Below are 20,011 nucleotides of genomic sequence, written 5' to 3'. Positions count from 1 at the left end.
GGTCAGGAGAAGGCCGAGTCGTCCAGCGCCTGGGCCGGCAATGCGCCGGTGGTCTTGATGGTTTTGGTGACGATGTAAGTGAAGTAGCGCTCGATGGCCAGGTCTTCCATCAGTAGCTGGTCGATAAAGCGTTGGTACTGGTCGATGTCGGCAGCGCGGATCATCGCGATGTAGTCCACGCCGCCGCCGGTGGCGTAGCAGAACTCCACTTCGGGGGCGTCGCTCATGCGTTGTTCGAAGCGACGCATGTCCTGGGCGGTGTGCCGGGCGAGGGTGATTTCCACCAGCAGTTGCTGGCTCTTGAACACCTGGTTCCAGTCGATCACGGCGCGATAGCCTTTGACCAGGCCGGCGCTTTCCAGTTTGCGTACGCGCTCCCAGGCGGGCGTTACCGAGAGGTTGATGGCCTCGGCCAGGCTCGACTTGGTGATGCGCCCGTCCTCGGAGAGGATGCGCAGGATTTTCAGGTCATAGCGGTCAAGCTTGTGCATTGCGAACAGACTCTGAAGCGGGCGGGTAAATATCAGGCCACTAAAGGGTGGGAGCTGTCGAGCTTTGGCGAGGCTGCGATGGCGGTGGATCAGGCGCATCAATGTTGGCAATGCCGACGCCATCGCAGCCTCGCTAACGCTCGACAGCTCCCACAGGCTACCTCATCAGCCCAACACTTCGCCGGCCACCTGGTCGATCGCGCCCTTGGTGATGTCGACAATCAGGTCGGCCTCGGCCTTGGTCAGGATCAGCGGTGGTGCAAAGCCGAGGATGTCGCCATGGGGCATGGCCCGGGCGATCATGCCGCGTTCCAGGCAGGCGGCCGAGACTTTCGGGCCGACTTTCAAGGCAGCATCGAACGGCGTGCGCTGCTCCCGGTCGGCCATGAACTCCACGGCGGCGAGCATGCCGTCACCGCGCACTTCGCCCACCAGCGGGTGGCCTTCGAGGGTTTCGCGCAGGCGACGGTTCAGGTAGCTGCCGACTTCATCCGCATTGGCGGTGAGGTTTTCCCGCTCCAGGATATCCAGGTTGGCCAATGCCGCCGCCGCGCAGATCGGGTGCCCGGAGTAGGTCCAGCCGTGGCCCATGGCGCCTTCGTGGGTCGAGGCCTTTTCAATCACGTCCCACACCTTCTCACCGATGATCACCGCCGACAGCGGCGCATAGGCGCTGGTCAGGCCCTTGGCGGTGGTGATCAGGTCCGGGCGCATGCCGTAGCGCTGGCTGCCCATTTTCGAGCCCAGGCGGCCGAAGGCGCAGACCACTTCGTCGGCGATCAACAGCACGTCGTATTTGTTCAACACCGCCTGAATCGCTGCCCAGTAACCGGCCGGCGGCACCACGATGCCGCCGGTGCCCATCACCGGTTCGCCAATGAAGGCGGCGACGGTGTCGGGGCCTTCGGCGAGGATCATTTTTTCCAGCGCATCGGCGCAGTAACGCACGAACGCCGCCTCGTCCATACCCGCCGGAGCCTTGCGGTACCAGTGGGGGCAAACGGTGTGCTGGATGCCTTGTTCCGGCAGGTCGAAATGCTGGTGGAACGCCGCGAGGCCGGTGAGGCTGCCGGTCATGATGCCCGAGCCGTGGTAGCCGCGATCACGGGAGATGATTTTCTTCTTCTGCGGGCGGCCCAGCACGTTGTTGTAGTAACGCACCAGCTTGATCTGGGTTTCGTTGGCGTCGGAGCCGGACAGGCCGTAGTAGACCTTCTTCATGCCTTCGGGCGCCCAGTCCATGATGCGGCTCGACAGCTCGATGATCGCCTCGGTCGAGTGGCCGACATAGGTGTGGTAGTAGGCCAGTTCCTTGGCTTGCTTGTAGATGGCGTCGGCGACTTCGGTGCGGCCGTAGCCGATGTTCACGCAGTACAGGCCGGCGAATGCATCGATGAATTCGCGGCCCTCGTGGTCGCGAATGCGGATGCCCGAGGCGCTCTGGATGATGCGGCCCTTGAGTGCGCCGCTGGCGTGATCATGGGCGTGGGTGGACGGATGCATGAAGTGCGCACGGTCTTGTTCGAACAGGCTTTCGAGTGCTTGGCTCATGGTTGCTCTCCTTGGAATTGGCCTTGGTGGTGCAGGCAAAAGTATTTGGTTTCGACAAAGGCTTCGAAGCCCTCGGCGCCGCCTTCACGGCCCAGGCCCGAGTCTTTCATGCCGCCAAAGGGAATCGGGTGACCGGTGAATTTCACCCCGTTGACCGCGATCATGGCGTGGTCGAGGCGGCGGATCAGCGGGTAGATCAGGTCCAGGCGGTTGGAACAAATGTAGGCGGCCAGGCCGTATTCGGTGTCGTTGGCCATCTCGATGGCGTGTTCGATCGAATCGAATGGCATTACCCCGGCAATCGGCGCGAAGTTTTCTTCACGGTAGATGCGCATCTGCGGGGTCACGTCGGCGAGCACCGTGGGCTGGTAAAACAGCCCGCCCAAGGCGTGGGCTTCGCCGCCTGCCAGGCGTTGTGCGCCCAACTCCAGGGCGTCGGCCACGCGCTCGGCGGTGACGTCGAAGGCGGCCTGGTGCATCAGGGGACCGATGTCGACGCGTTGCTCTTGGCCGTCGATCACGGCCGGGCCGACCCGCAACTCACGCACGGCGGCAGCAAAACGGCTGAGGAATTCGGGGTAGATCGAGCGATCGACCATGATCCGGTTGGCGGCGCAGCAATCCTGGCCGGAAGTCTGGAACTTGGCTTCGACCGCGACCTTCACCGCGTGCCCAAGGTCGGCGTCGGCGCACACAATGAACGGCGCATTGCCGCCCAGTTCCAGTGCGACCTTTTTCACGTCCCGGGCCGCGGCTTGCAGCACGAGCTTGCCGACCCGGGTCGAGCCGGTGAAGCTCACCGAGCGCACGCGGCTGTCCTGCACCAGGGTTTGCATGGCCATCTGCGGTTCGCCCAGCACCACGTTGAACACCCCCGGCGGGAAGCCGGCTTCCTCGGCCAGTTGCGCCAGGGCCAGGGCCGAGTACGGGGTTTCATGGGCCGGCTTGACCACCACCGTGCAACCGGCGGCGAGGGCGGCGGCGGCCTTGCGGGTGATCATGGCCGAGGGGAAATTCCACGGCGTGAGCAGGGCGCAGACGCCCACGGGTTCCTTGACCGTGCCCAGGTGCGCGCCGGGGATATGGCTGGGAATGTTCTGGCCGTAAAGGCGGCGGGCTTCTTCGGCGAACCACGGGATGAAGCTTGCGGCATAGGCGATTTCGCCCCGGGCTTCGGCAAGCGGTTTGCCTTGCTCCTGGCTGAGGATGCGGGCGAGGTCTTCCTGGTGTTCGAGGATCAGTGCTGCCCAGCGCCGCAGGAGTGTGGCGCGGGTATCAAGGCTCTGTTCGCGCCACGCGGCAAACGCGCGGTGGGCGGCGTCGATGGCGGCGACGATCTGGGGTTTTTCCAGCAGCGGCACATGGCCGATCAACTGTTGGTTCGCCGGGTTATGTACGGCCACGGTGCTGGCACTGGCGCTGTGGACCCAATGGCCGTCGACGTAGCACAGGGCCTTGAACAGCAGCGGGTGGTTGTAGGTCATGGGGTTCACTCCGGTTCGTCTGAGTGGGTGTAATGCTAGGGCAGGGGCGCAGTCGGGATTGGTGGTTTGGTGGGGGTGGGGCAGCGGGTTCTTTCTGATTGCGCCCGCCAAAACAGTTTTTTTGCGGCGGCTGAAAATCAACTGTGGGAGCTGGCTTGCCTGCGATGGCGACGGTGAATTCAACATCGCTATCGCAGGCAAGCCAGCTCCCACATTGAATCGGTGCTACTTGGCGGTTTGTGCGGTGGCTATCCAGCCGTCAAAGGTCGCTTTGTTTTCTTTCATCCAGTCCTCCGCCAGTTTGCGAATATTGCGTTCGCTGGAGCCGTCGGCGCTGATGGTTTTTTCCCAGTAACTCCAGGTGGCCTGGGAGAACGTCATCTGCTCCACCAGCTTCTTGATCGCCGGGTTCGCCGCGATGAACTGCTTGTTGCCGATCGCGTACCAGTTCCACGCTGCCATGGCCATGCGGCACGGATCAGCCCCACCGGCACACCCGGCAACCCCGGGCGTGAGTGCCGACGTGGTGCTCGGCACATTCCCCGGCAATGCATCAAACGGCGTCGGCAGCCATACCACGTCCTTGCCCGGCACCATGGTGTTGGTCATCCACGACGGCGCCCACGCATAGAAAAACACCGGCTCGCCACGTTTCAGGCGGGCGACGTTTTCGAACATCAGCGCTTCGTACTTGCCGCGCACCGGGTTCACCGTGTCCTTGAGGCCGAACTTGTCGAGCTGGTAATCCACCACGTCGCCACAGCCCCAACCCGGGTCACAGCTGATCAGGTTGGCCTTGCCGTCCTTGCCAAACAGCCCGGCGATTTTCGGGTCTTTCATTTGTTCCAGGCTGGTAATGCCATACGCGTCGGCGGTTTTCTTGTCGATCATGTAGCCGTTGTAGCCGGCGCCGGTAATGAAGCCCGAGCCCACCACTTCGGTACGGTCCTTCACCTTGTCAAAGCTGGGTTGCAGCATCGGCAAGGTCACGTCCATCGACAGGTCCAGGTCACCCTGGGCGGCGGCGGGGAAGAACAACGTGGTGTTCACGGTGCTCAACTTGCTCGCGTAACCCAGGCGCTTGGTGGCCTCGATCGCGATTTTGGTCAGTACGTAGTTGCCGCCGGTGCTTTCCGATTGCACGAAGCGGATGGTCTTGCCGGTGCCTGGCAAATCCTCGGCCCACACCTGCGTACTTGCCAGGTACAACACTGCTGCAAATCCAAGCAAGGCTTTGAATGGATGCATCATGATTTCCTCTTTTTTTTCTCGTTATGGTCAGGGTTGGCAGTCAACAACGGGCATTCATGATTTCTTGTAGTTTTAAGCGTTTACCGGGTTCGGATTCAGCAGGCGCTTGAACAGCGACTTGCGCTTGCGCACGGTCGGTTGCGCCAGGTTCTGGGTGATTCGGTCGAGCATCATTGCCAGCAGCACAATGGCAATCCCGCCCACGGCCGCGCGGCCCACGTCCATCCGCCCCAGGCCTTGCAGCACTACCAGGCCCAGGCCTTCGGCGCCGATCATTGCCACCACCACCGACATCACCATGGCCGTGAGCACGGTCTGGTTGAGGCCGCCGAGGATGGTCGGGATCGCCAGGGGCAGCTGGATCTCCCACAGCAATTGGCGTTTGTCCGCACCAAAGGCGTGGCCGGCTTCCACCAGTTCGGTGTCGACCATGCGGATGCCCAGGTAGGTAAAGCGAATCAGCGGCGGGCAGGCGGAGATCACCACCGCCACTTCACCCGACACGGTGCCGACGCCAAACAGCATCACCACCGGCACCAGGTACACGAAGGTCGGTGTGGTTTGCATGATGTCGAGGATCGGCCGCATCACGCCCCACACCCGCTCGCTGCGGGCGCACCAGATGCCCACCGGAATGCCCACCACCATGCAGATCACAATCGCCGTGGTGATCAGCGACAAGGTGGTCATGGCCTCGTCCCACACCCCCAGCGCTGCGATCACCACCAGGGCCACGGCGCTGAACATCGCCACCCCCAGGCTCGCGGCGCGATAGGCGATCAGGAACATCAGCAGCACCATGATCGGGAACGGGATCGCATGGATCACCGTGTCACTCAGCCCCAGTAAATGCTCCACCGGCCAGCGGATCGCCTGGAACATCGGGCGCAGATGAATCCCCAGCCACTCCACGCCCTGGCTGATCCATTGGTCTACGGGTAAAACCGCGAGGTCTTCTGAACTAAGCATGCTGTGCAACCTCCGCAGCGGCAGGGCGCGGGGCCGGGACGCTGGCTATGCAATCAAGAATGTGCGCGCTGTTGAGGGTGCCGACGAACAGCCCGTCGCCGTCCACCACCGCCACCGGCAAACCCGGTTTGAGCAGGCGTGCGACTTCCACCAGTTTGGCGCTGGCCGGCACGCACACAAACTGGCTCGACAACCGTTGCAGCGCATCGGCACCGCCGCCCACGGCCAGCAGCGCCGCCGAGTCCAGCACGCCGACGGCCTTGCCACTGGTGTTGAGCACAAAGGCTGCCGCGCTGTCATTGCCCACCACCCGGGTGTCGCCCTGTACCAGCAGCGTGTGTGCCTGCTCCATGATTGAGCGCGCGTCGAACAACCGCGAACGGTCCACCTCCCGGGTGAACGCCGCGACGTAATCGCTGCCCGGGTCCATCACGATTTCCTGGGGCGTGCCCTCGCGCACCACTTGGCCGTCGGCCATGATCGCGATGCGCGTGCCCAGCTTCAGGGCTTCCTGGAAGTCGTGGGTGATGAACAGGATGGTTTTTTCAGGGTGCGTTGCAGGCGCAGCAACTCGTCCTGCATCTCGGTGCGGATCAGCGGGTCGAGGGCGCTGAAGGCTTCGTCCATAATCAGCACGTCGGCGTCGGTGGCCAGTGCACGGGCCAGGCCGACGCGCTGGCGCATGCCACCGGACAGTTCGTGGGGAGGGTGATCGGCCCACTTGGCCAGGCCCACGATGGCCAGCACTTCCAGGGCGCGTTTGCGCCGCTCCGCCGCCGAGACACCCCGCAGCTTGAGGCCGAACTCGGTGTTCTCGATCACGGTCTTGTTCGGCAGCAGGGCGAAGTGCTGGAACACCATGGAGATGCGTGTGCGGCGCACTTCCCGCAACTGGTTTTCGTCGAGGGTCACCAGGTCTTCGCCGTCCAGCAGGATCTTGCCCGCGGTCGGTTCGTTGAGGCGGTTGATGCAACGCGCCAGGGTGGATTTGCCCGAGCCCGAGAGGCCCATGATCATGTAGATCGCACCGCTGGGGATCGACAGCGATACGTTGTTGAGGCCGACCACGGTGGCGGTCTCGGCCAGGATCCGGTCTTTGCTGGCCCCGGCGGTCAAGAGCTGCATGGCTCTGTCGGGCGTGGAGGAGAAGACCTTGTAGAGGTTCTCAATCTTTAGTCGTTCGCTCACCAATTGCCTCCAATTGTTGTTTTGCTATCTGCGGAAAACTTCATCAATAGAAATTTTTGGGCTACTGGCAGTTAAAAATCTTCGAGCTATGACGACGCAAGGTGCAGTCGCAAAAATTTCTTGTTGGGGTGCCAAGGCACTTACAGCATGAGCGGTGTGGCGAGTGCAAGGGTTGGGCGTCAACCGGTCGTGGTATCCGATGGAGTCATGCTTTCCCGGGCTTTACGGGCCACGCGAAACGCCTCGACACCCGCCGGCACACCGCAGTACACCGCGATCTGCACCAGGGCGGCACGCAGTTCGTCGTCCGTCAGGCCGTTGCGAATGGCGCCGCAAAAATGCGTGCCGAATTCGTCCATGCGCCCCAGTGCCGCGAGCATGCCGAGGTTGAGCAGGCTGCGTTGCTTGAGGTCCAGGCTGTCGTCGGTCCAGACCATGCCCCAGCAGTACTCGTTGAGCACCGCCTGGAAGGGCCGGGAAAAGTCATCGGCGCGGCCCAGGGCCTGGTCGACGTAGCGATCGCCGAGGACCTGGCGGCGAACGCTTTCGCCTTGGGCCTGCAGTGATTTATCCATGATGGGTCTCCGAATCGGTTAGAAAATCGCGTATCAGGGCGGCCACCCGTTGCGGCGCCTCGATCAGAATGCAATGGCGCAGCCCCGGCAGAATCTGCAATTGCGAACCCTCGATGCGCGCATGCATGAACGCGGCCATGCGCGGGTTGGAGCCGGCATCGTCGGCACCGGTGGCAATCAGGGTGGGGCAGTGGATCCGTGACAGTTGCTCGCCGAAATCCGACTCGGCGAGGATGCGATACGCCGCGGCATAACAGCCGGGGTCATTCTCGGCATTCAGTTGGCGCAGGCGGGTGACGGCCTCGGGATGGCGTGCCTGAAAGTCCTCGGTCAGCCAGCGCGACAACGACGCCTCGTAGTGGGCCACGGGCTCCCCGGCCTGCAAGGCGGCGAGCCGCGCCTGCACCCGCTCGCGCTCCTCGGCGTTACGCCCGGCCACGGTGGACAGCAGCACCAACCGGCGCACCCGCGCCGGGTGCGTCAGGGCCATGCGCTGGGCGATCAACCCGCCCAACGAGAACCCGGCCAGGTCGAACTGCTTGAAGCCCACGTGATCCGCCAGGGCCAGCGCCTCACCCACCAAGTGATCAATCTCGTAACGCCCGGGTGTACGTGACGACTGACCGTGGCCGCGCAGGTCGAAGGTCAGCACGGTGAATTGCTCCTGCAAGCCGGCCACCGTCTCGGCCCACGCTTCAAGGCTGGAGCCCACGCCATGGATGCACACCAGCGGGCGCGGCCCATGCCCGTCCAGGCGGTAGTTGAGCGTGACGTTGGCCACGCTTAAACGTTGTGCCTGGCCCATCACGCGCTGACCTTGTCGCGTTGTTTGGCGCGTTCGCGCTCGGCGAAGAACGGCATCACTTCATCGATGAACAGGCGCAGGGTCTGCTTCTGCAGTTCGAACGGCAGGTTGAAGGTCAGGCCCAGGCAATACTGGTCGACACCGGCGGCTTCGTAGTCGAGCAGTTTTTCGATGATCTCCTCGGGGGTGCCGAACATCAGGTTGCGCCGCAGGTTTTGCGGGTTGTAGTTGTCTTTGCCGCGCACGCTTTCAAACGGCACCGGCTCGGGGAAACCGTTGTGCACGGTGCCGATGTTCTGCATCAGGTTTTCGAAGGCGCGGCCAAAGTCCATGCTGTGCTTGACCGGCAGTTCCCAGTCGTTGGCATTGGCGTACACGCAGGTGCGGCGCTGCATCATGAAGCGCGGGCGCGGCACGTGGGGGTTGTCGGCCACCGCCTTGTTGAACTTCTCGCCGAGCACAGCGATTTCGGCTGCCGGCAGCGAGAGCGGGGTGGACAGGATGTTCGCGCCGATGCTCACCGCCCAATCAAAGGTGCCCGGGTCCCGTGCGGCAACCCAGATCGGTGGGTGGCCTTTTTGCAAGGGCTTGGGCACGGCGGCGGTCTGCGGGAATTTCCAGTAGTGGCCGTCGTGGGCGTAGTCACCGGTCCAGAGCTTTTGCACCGCCGGTACCAGTTCCTTCATGTAGCCCACGCCTTCCTGCTGTTGCAGGCCGGGGGTCATGCGGTCGAATTCGTACTGGTAGGAGCCCCGGGCAATCCCGAACTCCAGCCGGCCTTGGGTCAGGTGATCACACAGCGCGGCTTCGCCCGCCAGGCGGATCGGATGCCAGTAGGCCGCGGCGAGGGTCGCGGTGCCCAGGCGGATGCGCTCGGTGTGCTGGCCGAGCCAGGTCAGGGTCTGGAACGGGTTGGGCGCGATGGTGCATTCCAGGGTGTGGTGCTCGGAGGTCCACAGGGTTTCAAAGCCGCCGGCATCGGCGATCTTTGCCAGCTCCAGCAGGTTGGCCATGACGGTCTGCATCGGCACGTCCGGCGAGAAGCGTTCCATGCTCAGGGATACGGCGAATTTCATAAGGTGCTCCTTGAATAATCAGCGCAGGCGAATGACGAAGGGGTCCTGCATTTCGCCGGAGTAATCGATGACCACGTTCTTGGCCCGGGAAAACTCGCGCATCACGTCAAAGCCGCCGCGACGGCCATAACCGCTGTGTTTGAAACCGCCATTGGCGGACATGTAGGCCGAGCTGCGGTAGGTGTTGATCCACACCGTGCCGGCGTCGATGCGGTTGGCAAAACGCATTGCGCGGTCGATGTTCTGGGTCCAGATGCCGGAGGCCAGGCCATAGTGGGTGTCGTTGGCCAGGCTGAGCATTTGCTCTTCGGTGGTGAAGGGCATCACGCCCACTACCGGGCCGAACAATTCGTCGCGCATGAACGGCATGTCGTTGCTGGCGTTGGCCATCACCGTCGGTTCGAAGTACCAGCCTTCGGACAGGTTCGCGGCGTTGGGGCGCTTGCCGCCGACGGCGATCTGCGCGCCCAGGTTGGCACCGCTGGCGATGTAGCCTTCGAGCTTTTGCAGTTGGGCTTGCAGGGCCAGCGGACCGATGTCGGTGTGTTCCTCCATCGGGTGGCCGACGGTGATCTGTTGAGTGCGGGCGACCAGGGCTTCGACGAATCTGTCGTAGATCGGCGCCTCGACAAAACAGCGCGAACCGGCCACGCAGCTTTGCCCGGCGGCGGCGAATATCCCGGAGACCACGCCGTTCACGGCGGTGTCGATATCGACATCGGCAAACACCACGTGAGGGGATTTGCCGCCCAATTCCATCTGGCAGGGCACCAGGTTGTTGGCGGCGTTGCCGGCGATGCGCCGACCGGTCTCGGTGCTGCCGGTGAACACGTATTTGGCGATGTCCGGGTGGCGGGTCAATGCATCGCCGGTGATGGCGCCGTTGCCGGTGACCACGTTGACCACACCTGCCGGGAAGCCGGCTTCGATGATCAGTTCGGCCAGGGCCAGGGTGGAGGCGCTGGCGTGTTCCGACGGTTTGATCACCACGGTGTTGCCGATGGCCAGGCACGGCGCGAGGGTGCCGGTGAGCAGCATCAGCGGCGAGTTCCACGGGGTAATCATGCCGACCACGCCCAACGGCTCGCGGCTGCTGTAGTTGAGCTGGTTGAGCTTGTTGACCGGAATCACCTCGCCTTGCAGCTTGTCGGCCATGCCGGCGAAGTAGATGTAGGCATCGGGCAGGGCGCTCATCTGGGCGCGCATTTCCCGCAGCAGCTTGCCGTTGTCGCGGGTTTCCAGCAGGGCCAGTTCTTCGGCGTGCTCGGCCACCAGTTGGGCCAGGCGGTACAACAATTTGCCTCGTGCGGTAGGCGTCATGTTGCGCCAGTGCGGGTCGTTGAAGGTCTTGTGGGCGGAATCGACGGCGCGGGCCACGTCGCCCGAATCGGCCTGGGCGAACTGGTACCAGGGCTGGCCGGTGGTGGGGTCGAAACTGTCGACGTAGGTTTCGCTGGCAGGCGCAACGAAGCGGCCATCGATAAACAGGTTGAGGCGGTTGCCCTCAAGGGCGCTGACCGTGGTTTTCATGCAGGAGTCCTGTAGGTGCGTGTCAAAGGGGCGCGTTTTCGAGCATCGCGATGCGGCCGCTGGCGGCGGAGCCGGTGTAGATGCCGAACTGCTGGTTCTGGCGCTCGCGGGCATAACGGCGCACCACCGAGCGCAGTTCATTGACCGGCATCTGTTCGAAGGGCAAGTCGTCCAGCGGGAAGAAACGCAGGGTGTCGGGCAGCTCGGCGTCGAACGGGCCGAGCTGGGCGCGGTAGATCAGGTAGCCGGGGTCGGTGTCGTCGACATCGAAGGCCGAGTACAGGAAGGTCGATTCCTGCTCCACCGGCAGCGAGCTGTGACCTGCGTCGATAAAGCCTTTGCGCTTGCCGGCCACCGGCAGCGTCCAGCCGCCTTGGCCATCGGCGCGGAACAGGATCCCGCCGCCGGCTTCGATCAGGTAGCCGATGATCATCTTGTGGGAGTCCAGCCAGCTGGCGGGCAGCGGGTCCTGGATGTTGGCGTAGCGGCCCCGGCAGAAACACAGCGGCAGCTTGGGGCTGGTGCCGAAGGCGCGCACCTGGCCGATCAGCACCAGGTGGTCGCCGGCTTCGATGCGCTGGTGCACGCTGCAGTCGAACCAGGTCAGGCTGTCGGTGAGGATCGGTGCGCCGGTGTGCACCGTGTCGTGGTTGACGGTGTGGAACTTGTCCGGCGACTTGGAGGCAAAGGTGCCGGAGACGTCGACCTGGCCTTCATGCAGCAGGTTCACGGCAAACTGTTCGGTACCGGCAAACGCGGCGTAGCTGGCGGCGGACTTGCCCACGCACACCAGCAGCAGCGGCGGGTCGAGGGACACCGAGGTGAACGAATTGGCGGTCATGCCACGAGGGTTGCCGTCGGCGTCATGGGTGGTGATGACGGTGACGCCGGTGACGAAGGTGCCGAAGGCCTGGCGCAAGGCGCCTGGATCGACGGCTGCAACGTTGGCGCTGATCACGGTGCTCGGCATCGGGGTACTCCTTTGTTCTTGTGGTGTGAAGCAAGCCTACGAGGAAGGGAAACCGTGGGCTTGCGTCGAAAAATGGTAACGAAGGTGAAAGTTTTGCTTCGCTTCGCAGTGCTCCGGCATTTCTATGGCAAATACATCAACCCTGTGGCGAGGGAGCTTGCTCCCGCTGGGCTGCGAAGCCGCCCCACAAAGGCAACCGGGTTCTTTCAGGCGGACCATGGCGGGACTCATGGGGCCGCTCCGCGACCCAGCGGGAGCAAGCTCCCTCGCCACAATTGAGCGTCGTTTTTCAGTCAGACGTCAGTCCTTCGGCTGTTCCGCTTCCATCTCCGCCATGTCCTGGTAGCGGTCGGCAATCCGTGGGTGGGCGCGGGAGCCATCGCTGGCGCCGATGGCGATCAGCACTTCGTCGGGGCCCGGCGCATCGGCGACCTGGAAGTTGGCGGTGAGAAAGTGCGAGCGCTTGCCGGTTTCGCTCTTGTGCACCATCGGCAGCGAGAGCAGGGCGCCGGGGGCGTTGCGGGTGTTGGTGAAGCTCAGGTAGGCGGTGCCTTCCACGGCCTCGCGGAACAGGTTGCCGAAGCGCAGGGTGTGGATCAGGCCCGAGGCATGTTCGATTTCACCGTTGACCCCCACAGCGGCTGCCTTGCCGAAGGCTTCGACCTTGCCGCCGGGCATCAGGGCGATCAGGCGGCGGGTCATTTCATAACCCAGCCCCGGAGCCAGGCGCAGGATCTCGGGGCGCAGGTTTTCGACGAAGCCCTGGCCGGCCCAAGGGTTTTTCAACACGGCGGCGACCACGATCAGGGTGATGGGTTTGCCGGCGTCCTTGCCGCCTTCGATAAAGGTTTCTTCGATAAAGGTGCAGTACTTCCTGACGCCCAGATTTTCCAGATTCATGATGACTCGTCGCCCTTGTGGCTGTTGGTTGTGGCCTTAGGCTAGGAGCATCGGCCAACAGCGTCTTCCATGGTTTGCGAGTGCAAATCCGCTGGACATTGCTCTGAACCGGCGCAAGTATCGGGCGGGCCTGGCAGGCAACGTGGCTGCCGTGACCTCCTTGTTCGGGTGAGTGCCTTGAATCGAGAAATGCAGATACTGTCGTTGCGCGATGTGGCCAGTCAGATCAACTCCGGCGGTGATCTGCAGTCGATGCTGCACCAGTTGGTGTACGCCAGTTGCCGCCACACCCACTGGACCATGAGCTCGATCATGGCCATCGACATGGACGCCGGCTTCGGCCACGTCATCGCCCGCCACGACCCGACCCTGGTGCAGCGCCCGCTGGTGGATTGCTGGGAGCTGTCGTCCAGCCCGGTGATGACCGCCCTGCAACGCAACGAGGCGGTATTCATCCGCGACGTGCGCGAATGCGAGTACCCCGGCTACCGCCGTGAATCCCTGGAGCGCGATTACCGCACGGTGATGGTGATGCCGATGAACTGCACCGACTTCGACGGCCGGCCCATGGTGCTCAGCGTGATTTCCCGCACGCTGATGGACGTGTCGGAAGAAGACCGGGTGTTCCTTGGCATGATCATCCACCTGGGCGCGATTGCCGTGGAGCGCCAGCGCCAGCTGGAAGCCGAGCGTCGCGCCGCCGAGCGCCTGCAGCAGGCGTTGCATGTGCACACCACGATGCTGGAGCACGTGTTGGGCGGCGGCTCGGTGACGTCGTTGTCGCTGATGGTGGGCGACCAGTTGCCCAACCCGGTGATCGCCGTGGACTTCACCGCCAACCAGGTGGTGGCGGGGCGCTCGCCGGATACCGCCTTGTTCGACGATAACGCCTGGCAGGCCGCGGTCGCCGGGGTGCTCAGCGTGCAGATCACCAAGGCTGCCCAGGAAAGCTTGCGCAGCGCCCTGCGCAACACGGTCAACCTGTTCCTTGACGATGGCCAGCGCCAGTTTACGTTGAGGGCGCAGATCGAACCGTTGATGGTCGACCACGAACTGGTGGGCGCGCTGGTGTTGTTCCCGGTAGCGGTGCCGGTCAACGAGCTGGATTTGCTGATGCTGGAAAGCGCCAAGTTCGCCTTGAGCGTGCAGATGATGCGCAGCTTTATCCGCTTTCGGTTTGAAACCCGCACCCAGACCGAGTTGCTGTTCGAAGTGCTCGAAGGCCGCTGGCGCGATGCCGATGACATCCAGCAACGCGCCCGACGCCTGGGCATCAGCTTCAGCACGCCACAGCAGATGATCATCATCGACTACGGCGCCAAGGCCCGGGAGGCGAAGAACCTGCACCACAACGTCGCCCGCATCCTGCAACGGGCGGGGATGCAGGCCACGGTGATCATCGTCGACAACGGGCTGGTGTGCCTGGTGCCGGCGGAAGGCGAGCGCTTGAGCAAAATCAAACGCCAGATTGCGGATGACCTGGCGCACTACCTGGGTGCCGAGCCGATCCTGCTGGCCAGCGGCGTGTGCCGGGTGTTGGCGGATTATCCGGCTGCGTGGGAGCGCTGCCGGCGGCTGATCGAGATTGCCCGTTCGTTCGGCCGCAGCGGGCCGATCTCCGATCAGGATTTCGGGCCGATCCCGATCTTCGTCGCGGCCGTGGGCGGCGAGGATATTCGCACCTTCGTCAACGACAGCGTCGGCGCGATGCTCGCCCATGACCGCAAGCACCAGACGCCGTACCTGGAAACCCTGACCGCGTACCTGCGGGAAAGCTGCCGCAGCCAGGCCTGCGCGGACGCGATGGGGGTGCATGTGACGACGCTGCGCTACCGGCTGGCGCGGATCCAGGAGTTGTTCGGGATTGATGTGGAAACGCCGGAACGACGGTTTGCCACGGAGTTGGCGATTCATTTGCAGCGGGTGATTGATAGCTGACGGGTAGCATTGCTCCACTTAATAGGAAGCATTACTATTCACGTCCCGCCTCCCCAGTGCTCCCTTGATGATTCCTCAGCCGCCCCGCAGACCAGGCTTTTTCGAGCACTACGAAGAGTTGATCGGGACCTGGACGCGCCGCCTGAGAAACCGTCAGCAGGCCGAAGACCTGGCCCACGACACCTTTGTGCGGGTGCTTGAGTCCAGGTCCACCGAGGTTACGCAACCTCGCGCCTATCTGCATCAAACGGCGCGCAATATCGCCGTTGACGCTTATCGCCGCGAGGACCGTCGGGAGGCGATGGCCCTGGAAGCCTTTGATCAGAGTTCGCCCCACAGTGGCGACCCGGAGCATTTCATGCACGCGATCCAGCTGGCAGACTCCATCGAGCGGGCGCTGGCCGAGCTGCCGCTCAATTGCCGCAAGATTTTCATCTGGCAGAAAATCGAGGGCCTGACCCAGCAGGAAATCGCCGAACGCCTGGGCCTGTCTAAAAACATGGTGGAAAAGTATATGATCCGCACCCTGCGGCATCTACGTGACCGCCTGGATGCGATGGCACCATGACCAATGCCCGCTTTGAAACAGGATCTTCCATGATGGATACCCGTGAGTGTGCCTGCGGCAGTGCGACGGCCCGCGACGAGGCGGCGCAGTGGTTTGTGCGTGTGCAGGACAGCCAACTGAGCGTCGAAGAACGCGAGCGTTTTGATGCCTGGCGTGCGGAGCATGCCGAACACCAGTATGAATTTGATGTGCTGCAAGGCTTGTGGAGCGCCACCGACCTGTTGCCCAAGGCGCGCTTGCAGGCGTTGTGCGATGCCCCGGAACCCCGTGCAAAGCGCCGGCCCGTGCTGCGTTATGCAGTGGCGGCCAGTGTGCTGGCGGTGGCCCTGGGCCTTGGGTTGTTCAGTGGCCTGGATCATCCGGCGACGTACAACGCCGAGTTCCGCACCGCATTGGGGGAGCGCCGGCAGGTGGCGTTGCCCGACGGCTCGCTGATGGATTTGAACAGCCGCAGCGTGGTGGCGGTGCACTATGTAAAAGGCCAGCGCGGCATTGAACTCAAGCAGGGTGAGGCGATGTTCAGCGTCGAGCACGACACCAGCCGGCCTTTTGTGGTGGCGGCCGGGGCAGGGCAGGTGACGGTCACCGGTACGCGTTTCGACGTGCGCCGCGATGACGACCAGACCCGCGTGGTGGTCGAGGCCGGCACGGTCAAGGTGCAAGGGCGCTCACCCGATGAAATCGTGATGCTCACGGCCGGTCGGGGCACCCATGTGGATGCCCAGGGTCAGGTGGCGACTGCCTACGCGGTCAACCCCGAAGAACTGACGGCCTGGCGCACTGGCAAACTGGTGTTCAACAACGCCACCCTCGCTGAAGTGGCCCGGGAAGTCTCGCGTTACCGCGAGCAACCGTTGCGGGTCAGTGCGCCTGCGGTGAGCAACCTGCGGTTGACCAGCGTGTTCAAATCCACCGACACCGACGCCTTGCTCAAGGCCTTGCCGCACATTCTTCCGGTGGCCCTGCGCACCTTGCCTGACGGTAGCCAGGAAATAATTTCACGATAGATTCAGGTTTTTTCCGAGTTCTTCGTCTTCTTGTGCAACTGCAACTGGTTTGCATTAACAGCCGCACTCTCTTGCGATCACAGGACTCCGTTCGACGTGAAAAAACTCGCCGTGAAAAACAATAAATCATCCCGCTGGGCACCCCTTGCCCTCGCCCTGGCCGTCAGCGCCGCACTGCCGGCGGCCTATGCTGACGACGCGATTCATATCCAGGCCCAGTCCCTGGGCTCGGCCTTGAGCCAGTTGGGCCAGCAAACGTCCCTGCAAGTGTTTTTCAGCCCCGACATGGTGGCCGGCAAACAAGCCCCGGCCGTGGACGGCAACCTGTCGCCGGAGCAAGCCCTGCGCCAATTGCTGCAAGGCAGTGGCCTGGATTACCAGATCGATGCCGGCTCCGTGACCTTGCGCCCGCTCGCCAAGGGCACCGGTGAGGCGGGTTCGCCGCTGGAACTGGGCGCCACCGACATCAAGGTGGTCGGCGACTGGCTGGGCGACGCGAATGCCGAAGTGGTGCAGAACCACCCCGGCGCGCGTACCGTCGTGCGCCGTGAGGCCATGGTGGAGCAGGGCGCGATGAACGTCGGTGACGTGCTGCGGCGTATCCCCGGTGTGCAGGTGCAGGAAGCCAACGGCACCGGCGGCAGTGATATTTCCCTTAACGTCGGCGTACGCGGGCTGACGTCGCGCCTGTCTCCGCGCTCCACTGTTTTGATCGATGGCGTACCGGCGGCATTTGCCCCGTACGGTCAGCCGCAGTTGTCGATGGCACCGATTTCCTCGGGCAACCTCGACAGCATCGACGTGGTTCGCGGCGCGGGTTCCGTGCGCTATGGGCCACAGAACGTCGGCGGCGTGATCAACTTCGTGACCCGTGCCATCCCGGAAAAGTTTTCCGGTGAAGTCGGCACCACGCTGGAAACCGCCGCGCACGGCGGCTGGAAACACATTGAAAACGCCTTCATCGGCGGCACCGCCGACAACGGTATCGGTGCTGCATTGCTGTATTCCGGGACCAAGGGTGACGGCTACCGCGACCGCAACAACTCCAACGACATCGACGACGTGATCTTCAAGACCCACTGGGCGCCGACCGATCAAGACGATTTCTCGCTGAACTTCCACTACTACGACGCCAGCGCTGACATGCCCGGTGGCCTTACCCAGAAGCAGTACGACGCCAACCCGTATCAATCGGTGCGTGACTGGGACAACTTCAATGGCCGGCGCAAGGATATGTCGTTCAAGTACATCCGGCAGATCGACGACCGCACCCAGGCTGAAGTGCTGACCTACTACTCCGACAGTTTCCGCGGCAGCAACATCGCCAACCGCGACCTGAAGACCCTGGGTTCCTACCCGCGCACCTACTACACCTTCGGCATCGAGCCGCGGGTGTCCCATGTGTTTGACGTGGGGCCGAGCACCCAGGAAGTCAGCGTCGGGTATCGTTACCTCAAGGAAGGCATGCACGAGCAGGCCACCAGCCTGGCGCTGGTCAACAACGTGCCGACGCCCGTGGGCCAGAGTGACGGCCACGTTTACCAGGACCGTACCGGTGGCACCGAGGCCAACTCGTTCTATATCGATAACAAGATTGATATCGGCAAATGGACCGTCACCCCGGGCATTCGCTTTGAGCAGATCCGCACCGAATGGCACGACCGCCCGGTGGTGGGCCTGAACGGCGCGATGGTTCAAGAGAAGCGCCGCGAGATCCACAACAACGAACCGCTGCCGGCCCTGAGCGTGATGTACCACGTCTCCGATGCCTGGAAACTGTTCGCCAATTACGAAACTTCCTTCGGCAGCCTGCAGTATTTCCAGCTGGGCCAGGGCGGTAACGGCAACCAGACCGCGAACGGCCTGAACCCGGAAAAAGCCAAGACCTACGAAATCGGTACCCGCTACAACGACAACGTCTGGGGTGGCGAAGTGACGTTGTTCTACATCGACTTCTCGGACGAGCTGCAATACGTCAGCAACGATGTGGGCTGGACCAACCTCGGCGCCACCAAGCACGAAGGTATCGAAGCCTCGGCCCACTACGACCTGTCGAACCTGGACCCGCGCCTCGACGGCCTGACCGCCAACGCCGGCTTTACTTACACCAAGGCTACCTCCGAAGGCGACGTTGCCTTCAAGGGCCGCGACTTGCCGCTGTACTCCCGTGAAGTGGCCACCGTTGGGCTGCGCTACGACGTCAACCACTGGACCCACAACCTGGACGTCTACGCGCAGTCCGGCCAGCGTGCGCCGGGCACCGGTACCACCTATATCACCCAGCCGACGGCCGACGGCCAGTACGGAGATATTCCCGGCTATGTTTCGGTCAACGTGCGCAGCGGTTATGACTTCGGTGCGCAGCTGTCGAACCTGAAGCTGGGCGTCGGGGTCAAGAACGTCTTCAACCAGGAGCACTACACCCGCTCCAGCGACAACAACTCGGGGATTTACCTGGGCGAACCGCGCACATTCTTTGTGCAGGCCAGCGTAGGGTTCTGATCCCTGGTATCGGTAGTTCTTTGTGGCGAGGGGACAAGCTTCCTCGCCACAGCCTTTCTTCCTACTCTTTTGCGAACGATTTTCTGCGTCCGCAGGAACTGAATCCGACAGGTCTGCCACACAAGGAGGTGCCCACTTTCCATGGGATACCTTGCATCGTCGAGGTGCCTTTGATCCGAGAGTGAATCGTGTCAATACGCCGAACCGGAGATGCTTATGTCGGTACCCTCACTCAATCAATCCCTTACCAGTTCCTCCAATACACCCGAGCAGCCCAAGGCCGATACCGTCACCTTGACGCTGGCACGCTTACCTTCCGGCCAAGAGTCGGTCGCCGTCAGTTTCGGCACCCCGGATAATAAAGCCGGCCCGATGTTCGCCGGCCCGCAGGCGCAGAGCACTGTGGATCCCCGGGGCTTCGCCCCCGGCTCATTCCCGGCATCAAATCCCAACAGCTTCCTGGGCGGGCTGATCGGACAGTTGCAGGGGCTTCTGAATAGCCTGACGTCGATGTTCAACCCCTTCCGTCCCGGCCCCGGTTATGGCCGTCCTGACCCTTTCAATCCACACCGGCCAGATCCCGCGTGTTGCCGTCCAACCCCTGGCAAGCCCGAGCCTGGCTTCGGTCGCCCGGACCCCCACTATTCGAGGCGCAGCAACGATCAACTGGGGGAGTTGCTCAAGGACAACTTCAACGCGTTCAGGGCGCCGGGCAAGTCCTACGTCACTCGGGAAAGCCTGGAAAGCATGGCGGGCAAACGGTTGACCGGTAACGAGGCCAGTGACCAGAACATCCTTTTGGCCCGGGAACTGCTGCGCCGTCCCGAGGTGATGCAGGCCTTTGATCGAAGTGGCGGGACCGGCAATCCGGATGGTCGAATCACCCGGCAAGACCTCGACGCCGTGCTCAACTCTGACAACCCGTTGAAGTACCAGAGCGACAAACAGATCGCCGAGCAGATGTTGAAGGACTTCAATGCCCTGAAGGGCGGTTTCTGGAGCAGCTCTATCAGTATCAAAGACCTGCAACGCATGGCCGCATCGCCTTTGACCGGGAACCCAAGGCAGGACTCGCTCATCCAGTTGGCCCGGGAAGTTACCCAACGCTCCAGCCTGTTGAAGCAAATGGACAATATCGGCAGCCGGGATAACGACGGCAAGATCGTCAAGGACGCCCTGCGCTGGTTGTCGCGCTAAACCCGTTTT

General features: G+C 62.9%; 18 protein-coding genes. 5 read left to right on the top strand and 13 right to left on the bottom strand.

Translation table 11 applies throughout. The features are described from left to right. Nucleotides 1-2 precede the first annotated feature (2 nt). The 13 genes from JFV30_RS17520 to JFV30_RS17465 form a co-directional block, all read right to left on the bottom strand. Complete coding sequence (locus tag JFV30_RS17520) at nt 3-491, bottom strand: Lrp/AsnC family transcriptional regulator (RefSeq protein WP_201124745.1); 489 nt, start codon at nt 489-491, stop codon at nt 3-5. A gap of 165 nt (nt 492-656) precedes the next feature. Then, nucleotides 657-2,042 carry an aspartate aminotransferase family protein gene (locus JFV30_RS17515; protein WP_201124744.1) on the bottom strand — a complete coding sequence of 462 codons (1,386 nt, stop codon included), beginning with the start codon at nt 2,040-2,042 and terminating at the stop codon, nt 657-659. Beyond that, a complete protein-coding gene (locus JFV30_RS17510) occupies nt 2,039-3,526 on the bottom strand; it encodes an NAD-dependent succinate-semialdehyde dehydrogenase (RefSeq protein ID WP_201124743.1) in 1,488 nt (495 codons plus the stop codon). The genes JFV30_RS17515 and JFV30_RS17510 overlap by 4 nt, the downstream gene beginning before the upstream one ends. Nucleotides 3,527-3,751: 225 nt before the next feature. Beyond that, a complete protein-coding gene (gene proX / locus JFV30_RS17505; protein WP_201124742.1) occupies nt 3,752-4,777 on the bottom strand; it encodes a glycine betaine/L-proline ABC transporter substrate-binding protein ProX in 1,026 nt (341 codons plus the stop codon). A gap of 72 nt (nt 4,778-4,849) precedes the next feature. Further along, a complete protein-coding gene (locus JFV30_RS17500; protein ID WP_029615998.1) occupies nt 4,850-5,746 on the bottom strand; it encodes an ABC transporter permease in 897 nt (298 codons plus the stop codon). Continuing rightward, nucleotides 5,739-6,224, bottom strand: a complete 486-nt coding sequence (locus tag JFV30_RS33270) for a CBS domain-containing protein (RefSeq protein WP_274610280.1) — start codon at nt 6,222-6,224, stop codon at nt 5,739-5,741. Before JFV30_RS33270 ends, JFV30_RS17500 begins: the two co-directional genes overlap by 8 nt. A gap of 23 nt (nt 6,225-6,247) precedes the next feature. After that, the gene (locus tag JFV30_RS33265; RefSeq protein ID WP_342215123.1) at nt 6,248-6,934 is read right to left on the bottom strand and encodes an ATP-binding cassette domain-containing protein; all 687 of its coding nucleotides are present in this window, start codon (nt 6,932-6,934) and stop codon (nt 6,248-6,250) included. A gap of 179 nt (nt 6,935-7,113) precedes the next feature. Continuing rightward, on the bottom strand, nt 7,114-7,509 hold the full coding sequence (locus tag JFV30_RS17490) for a carboxymuconolactone decarboxylase family protein (RefSeq protein WP_201124741.1): 396 nt from the start codon (nt 7,507-7,509) through the stop codon (nt 7,114-7,116). After that, the gene (locus tag JFV30_RS17485) at nt 7,502-8,314 is read right to left on the bottom strand and encodes an alpha/beta fold hydrolase (RefSeq protein WP_201124740.1); all 813 of its coding nucleotides are present in this window, start codon (nt 8,312-8,314) and stop codon (nt 7,502-7,504) included. The genes JFV30_RS17490 and JFV30_RS17485 overlap by 8 nt, the downstream gene beginning before the upstream one ends. Further along, on the bottom strand, nt 8,314-9,390 hold the full coding sequence (locus tag JFV30_RS17480) for an LLM class flavin-dependent oxidoreductase (protein WP_201124739.1): 1,077 nt from the start codon (nt 9,388-9,390) through the stop codon (nt 8,314-8,316). The genes JFV30_RS17485 and JFV30_RS17480 overlap by 1 nt, the downstream gene beginning before the upstream one ends. Nucleotides 9,391-9,408: 18 nt before the next feature. Continuing rightward, nucleotides 9,409-10,920 (bottom strand): aldehyde dehydrogenase, encoded by a 1,512-nt coding sequence (locus JFV30_RS17475; protein ID WP_201124738.1) that lies wholly within the window; start codon nt 10,918-10,920, stop codon nt 9,409-9,411. A gap of 22 nt (nt 10,921-10,942) precedes the next feature. After that, nucleotides 10,943-11,890 carry a flavin reductase family protein gene (locus JFV30_RS17470; protein ID WP_201124737.1) on the bottom strand — a complete coding sequence of 316 codons (948 nt, stop codon included), beginning with the start codon at nt 11,888-11,890 and terminating at the stop codon, nt 10,943-10,945. Nucleotides 11,891-12,190: 300 nt separating this feature from the next. After that, nucleotides 12,191-12,790: an amino acid synthesis family protein gene (locus JFV30_RS17465; RefSeq protein ID WP_010172856.1), complete on the bottom strand. Its 600-nt coding sequence runs from the start codon at nt 12,788-12,790 to the stop codon at nt 12,191-12,193. A gap of 189 nt (nt 12,791-12,979) precedes the next feature. Between JFV30_RS17465 and JFV30_RS17460 the strand changes: the two genes are divergently transcribed. The 5 genes from JFV30_RS17460 (at nt 12,980) to JFV30_RS33260 (ending at nt 20,002) form a co-directional block, all read left to right on the top strand. Then, the gene (locus JFV30_RS17460) at nt 12,980-14,728 is read left to right on the top strand and encodes a helix-turn-helix domain-containing protein (protein ID WP_201124736.1); all 1,749 of its coding nucleotides are present in this window, start codon (nt 12,980-12,982) and stop codon (nt 14,726-14,728) included. A gap of 67 nt (nt 14,729-14,795) precedes the next feature. Beyond that, nucleotides 14,796-15,296 (top strand): sigma-70 family RNA polymerase sigma factor, encoded by a 501-nt coding sequence (locus tag JFV30_RS17455; RefSeq protein ID WP_201124735.1) that lies wholly within the window; start codon nt 14,796-14,798, stop codon nt 15,294-15,296. Nucleotides 15,297-15,328: 32 nt separating this feature from the next. Then, complete coding sequence (locus JFV30_RS17450) at nt 15,329-16,303, top strand: FecR family protein (protein ID WP_201126216.1); 975 nt, start codon at nt 15,329-15,331, stop codon at nt 16,301-16,303. Between the two features lie 96 nt (nt 16,304-16,399). Beyond that, nucleotides 16,400-18,805, top strand: a complete 2,406-nt coding sequence (locus tag JFV30_RS17445) for a TonB-dependent siderophore receptor (protein ID WP_201124734.1) — start codon at nt 16,400-16,402, stop codon at nt 18,803-18,805. 216 nt (nt 18,806-19,021) lie between these two features. Next, on the top strand, nt 19,022-20,002 hold the full coding sequence (locus tag JFV30_RS33260; RefSeq protein WP_242487104.1) for a type III secretion protein: 981 nt from the start codon (nt 19,022-19,024) through the stop codon (nt 20,000-20,002). The last annotated feature ends 9 nt before the right edge of the window (nt 20,003-20,011 follow it).

This window comes from Pseudomonas sp. TH32, from assembly GCF_016650855.1.
GTDB lineage: Bacteria > Pseudomonadota > Gammaproteobacteria > Pseudomonadales > Pseudomonadaceae > Aquipseudomonas.
Note: the sequence above shows the minus strand (reverse complement) of the source record. Positions and strands in the feature narration are given on the sequence as shown.

Excerpts from the sequence above, each read along its gene's own strand:
- JFV30_RS17520 (WP_201124745.1), bottom strand. The coding sequence starts at position 491 with ATGCACAAGCTTGACCGCTATGACCTGAAAATCCTGCGCATCCTCTCC.
- JFV30_RS17515 (WP_201124744.1), bottom strand. The coding sequence starts at position 2,042 with ATGAGCCAAGCACTCGAAAGCCTGTTCGAACAAGACCGTGCGCACTTC.
- JFV30_RS17510 (WP_201124743.1), bottom strand. The coding sequence starts at position 3,526 with ATGACCTACAACCACCCGCTGCTGTTCAAGGCCCTGTGCTACGTCGAC.
- proX (WP_201124742.1), bottom strand. The coding sequence starts at position 4,777 with ATGATGCATCCATTCAAAGCCTTGCTTGGATTTGCAGCAGTGTTGTAC.
- JFV30_RS17500 (WP_029615998.1), bottom strand. The coding sequence starts at position 5,746 with ATGCTTAGTTCAGAAGACCTCGCGGTTTTACCCGTAGACCAATGGATC.
- JFV30_RS33270 (WP_274610280.1), bottom strand. The coding sequence starts at position 6,224 with ATGGCCGACGGCCAAGTGGTGCGCGAGGGCACGCCCCAGGAAATCGTG.
- JFV30_RS17490 (WP_201124741.1), bottom strand. The coding sequence starts at position 7,509 with ATGGATAAATCACTGCAGGCCCAAGGCGAAAGCGTTCGCCGCCAGGTC.
- JFV30_RS17485 (WP_201124740.1), bottom strand. The coding sequence starts at position 8,314 with ATGGGCCAGGCACAACGTTTAAGCGTGGCCAACGTCACGCTCAACTAC.
- JFV30_RS17480 (WP_201124739.1), bottom strand. The coding sequence starts at position 9,390 with ATGAAATTCGCCGTATCCCTGAGCATGGAACGCTTCTCGCCGGACGTG.
- JFV30_RS17475 (WP_201124738.1), bottom strand. The coding sequence starts at position 10,920 with ATGAAAACCACGGTCAGCGCCCTTGAGGGCAACCGCCTCAACCTGTTT.
- JFV30_RS17470 (WP_201124737.1), bottom strand. The coding sequence starts at position 11,890 with ATGCCGAGCACCGTGATCAGCGCCAACGTTGCAGCCGTCGATCCAGGC.
- JFV30_RS17465 (WP_010172856.1), bottom strand. The coding sequence starts at position 12,790 with ATGAATCTGGAAAATCTGGGCGTCAGGAAGTACTGCACCTTTATCGAA.
- JFV30_RS17460 (WP_201124736.1), top strand. The coding sequence starts at position 12,980 with ATGCAGATACTGTCGTTGCGCGATGTGGCCAGTCAGATCAACTCCGGC.
- JFV30_RS17455 (WP_201124735.1), top strand. The coding sequence starts at position 14,796 with ATGATTCCTCAGCCGCCCCGCAGACCAGGCTTTTTCGAGCACTACGAA.
- JFV30_RS17450 (WP_201126216.1), top strand. The coding sequence starts at position 15,329 with ATGGATACCCGTGAGTGTGCCTGCGGCAGTGCGACGGCCCGCGACGAG.
- JFV30_RS33260 (WP_242487104.1), top strand. The coding sequence starts at position 19,022 with ATGTCGGTACCCTCACTCAATCAATCCCTTACCAGTTCCTCCAATACA.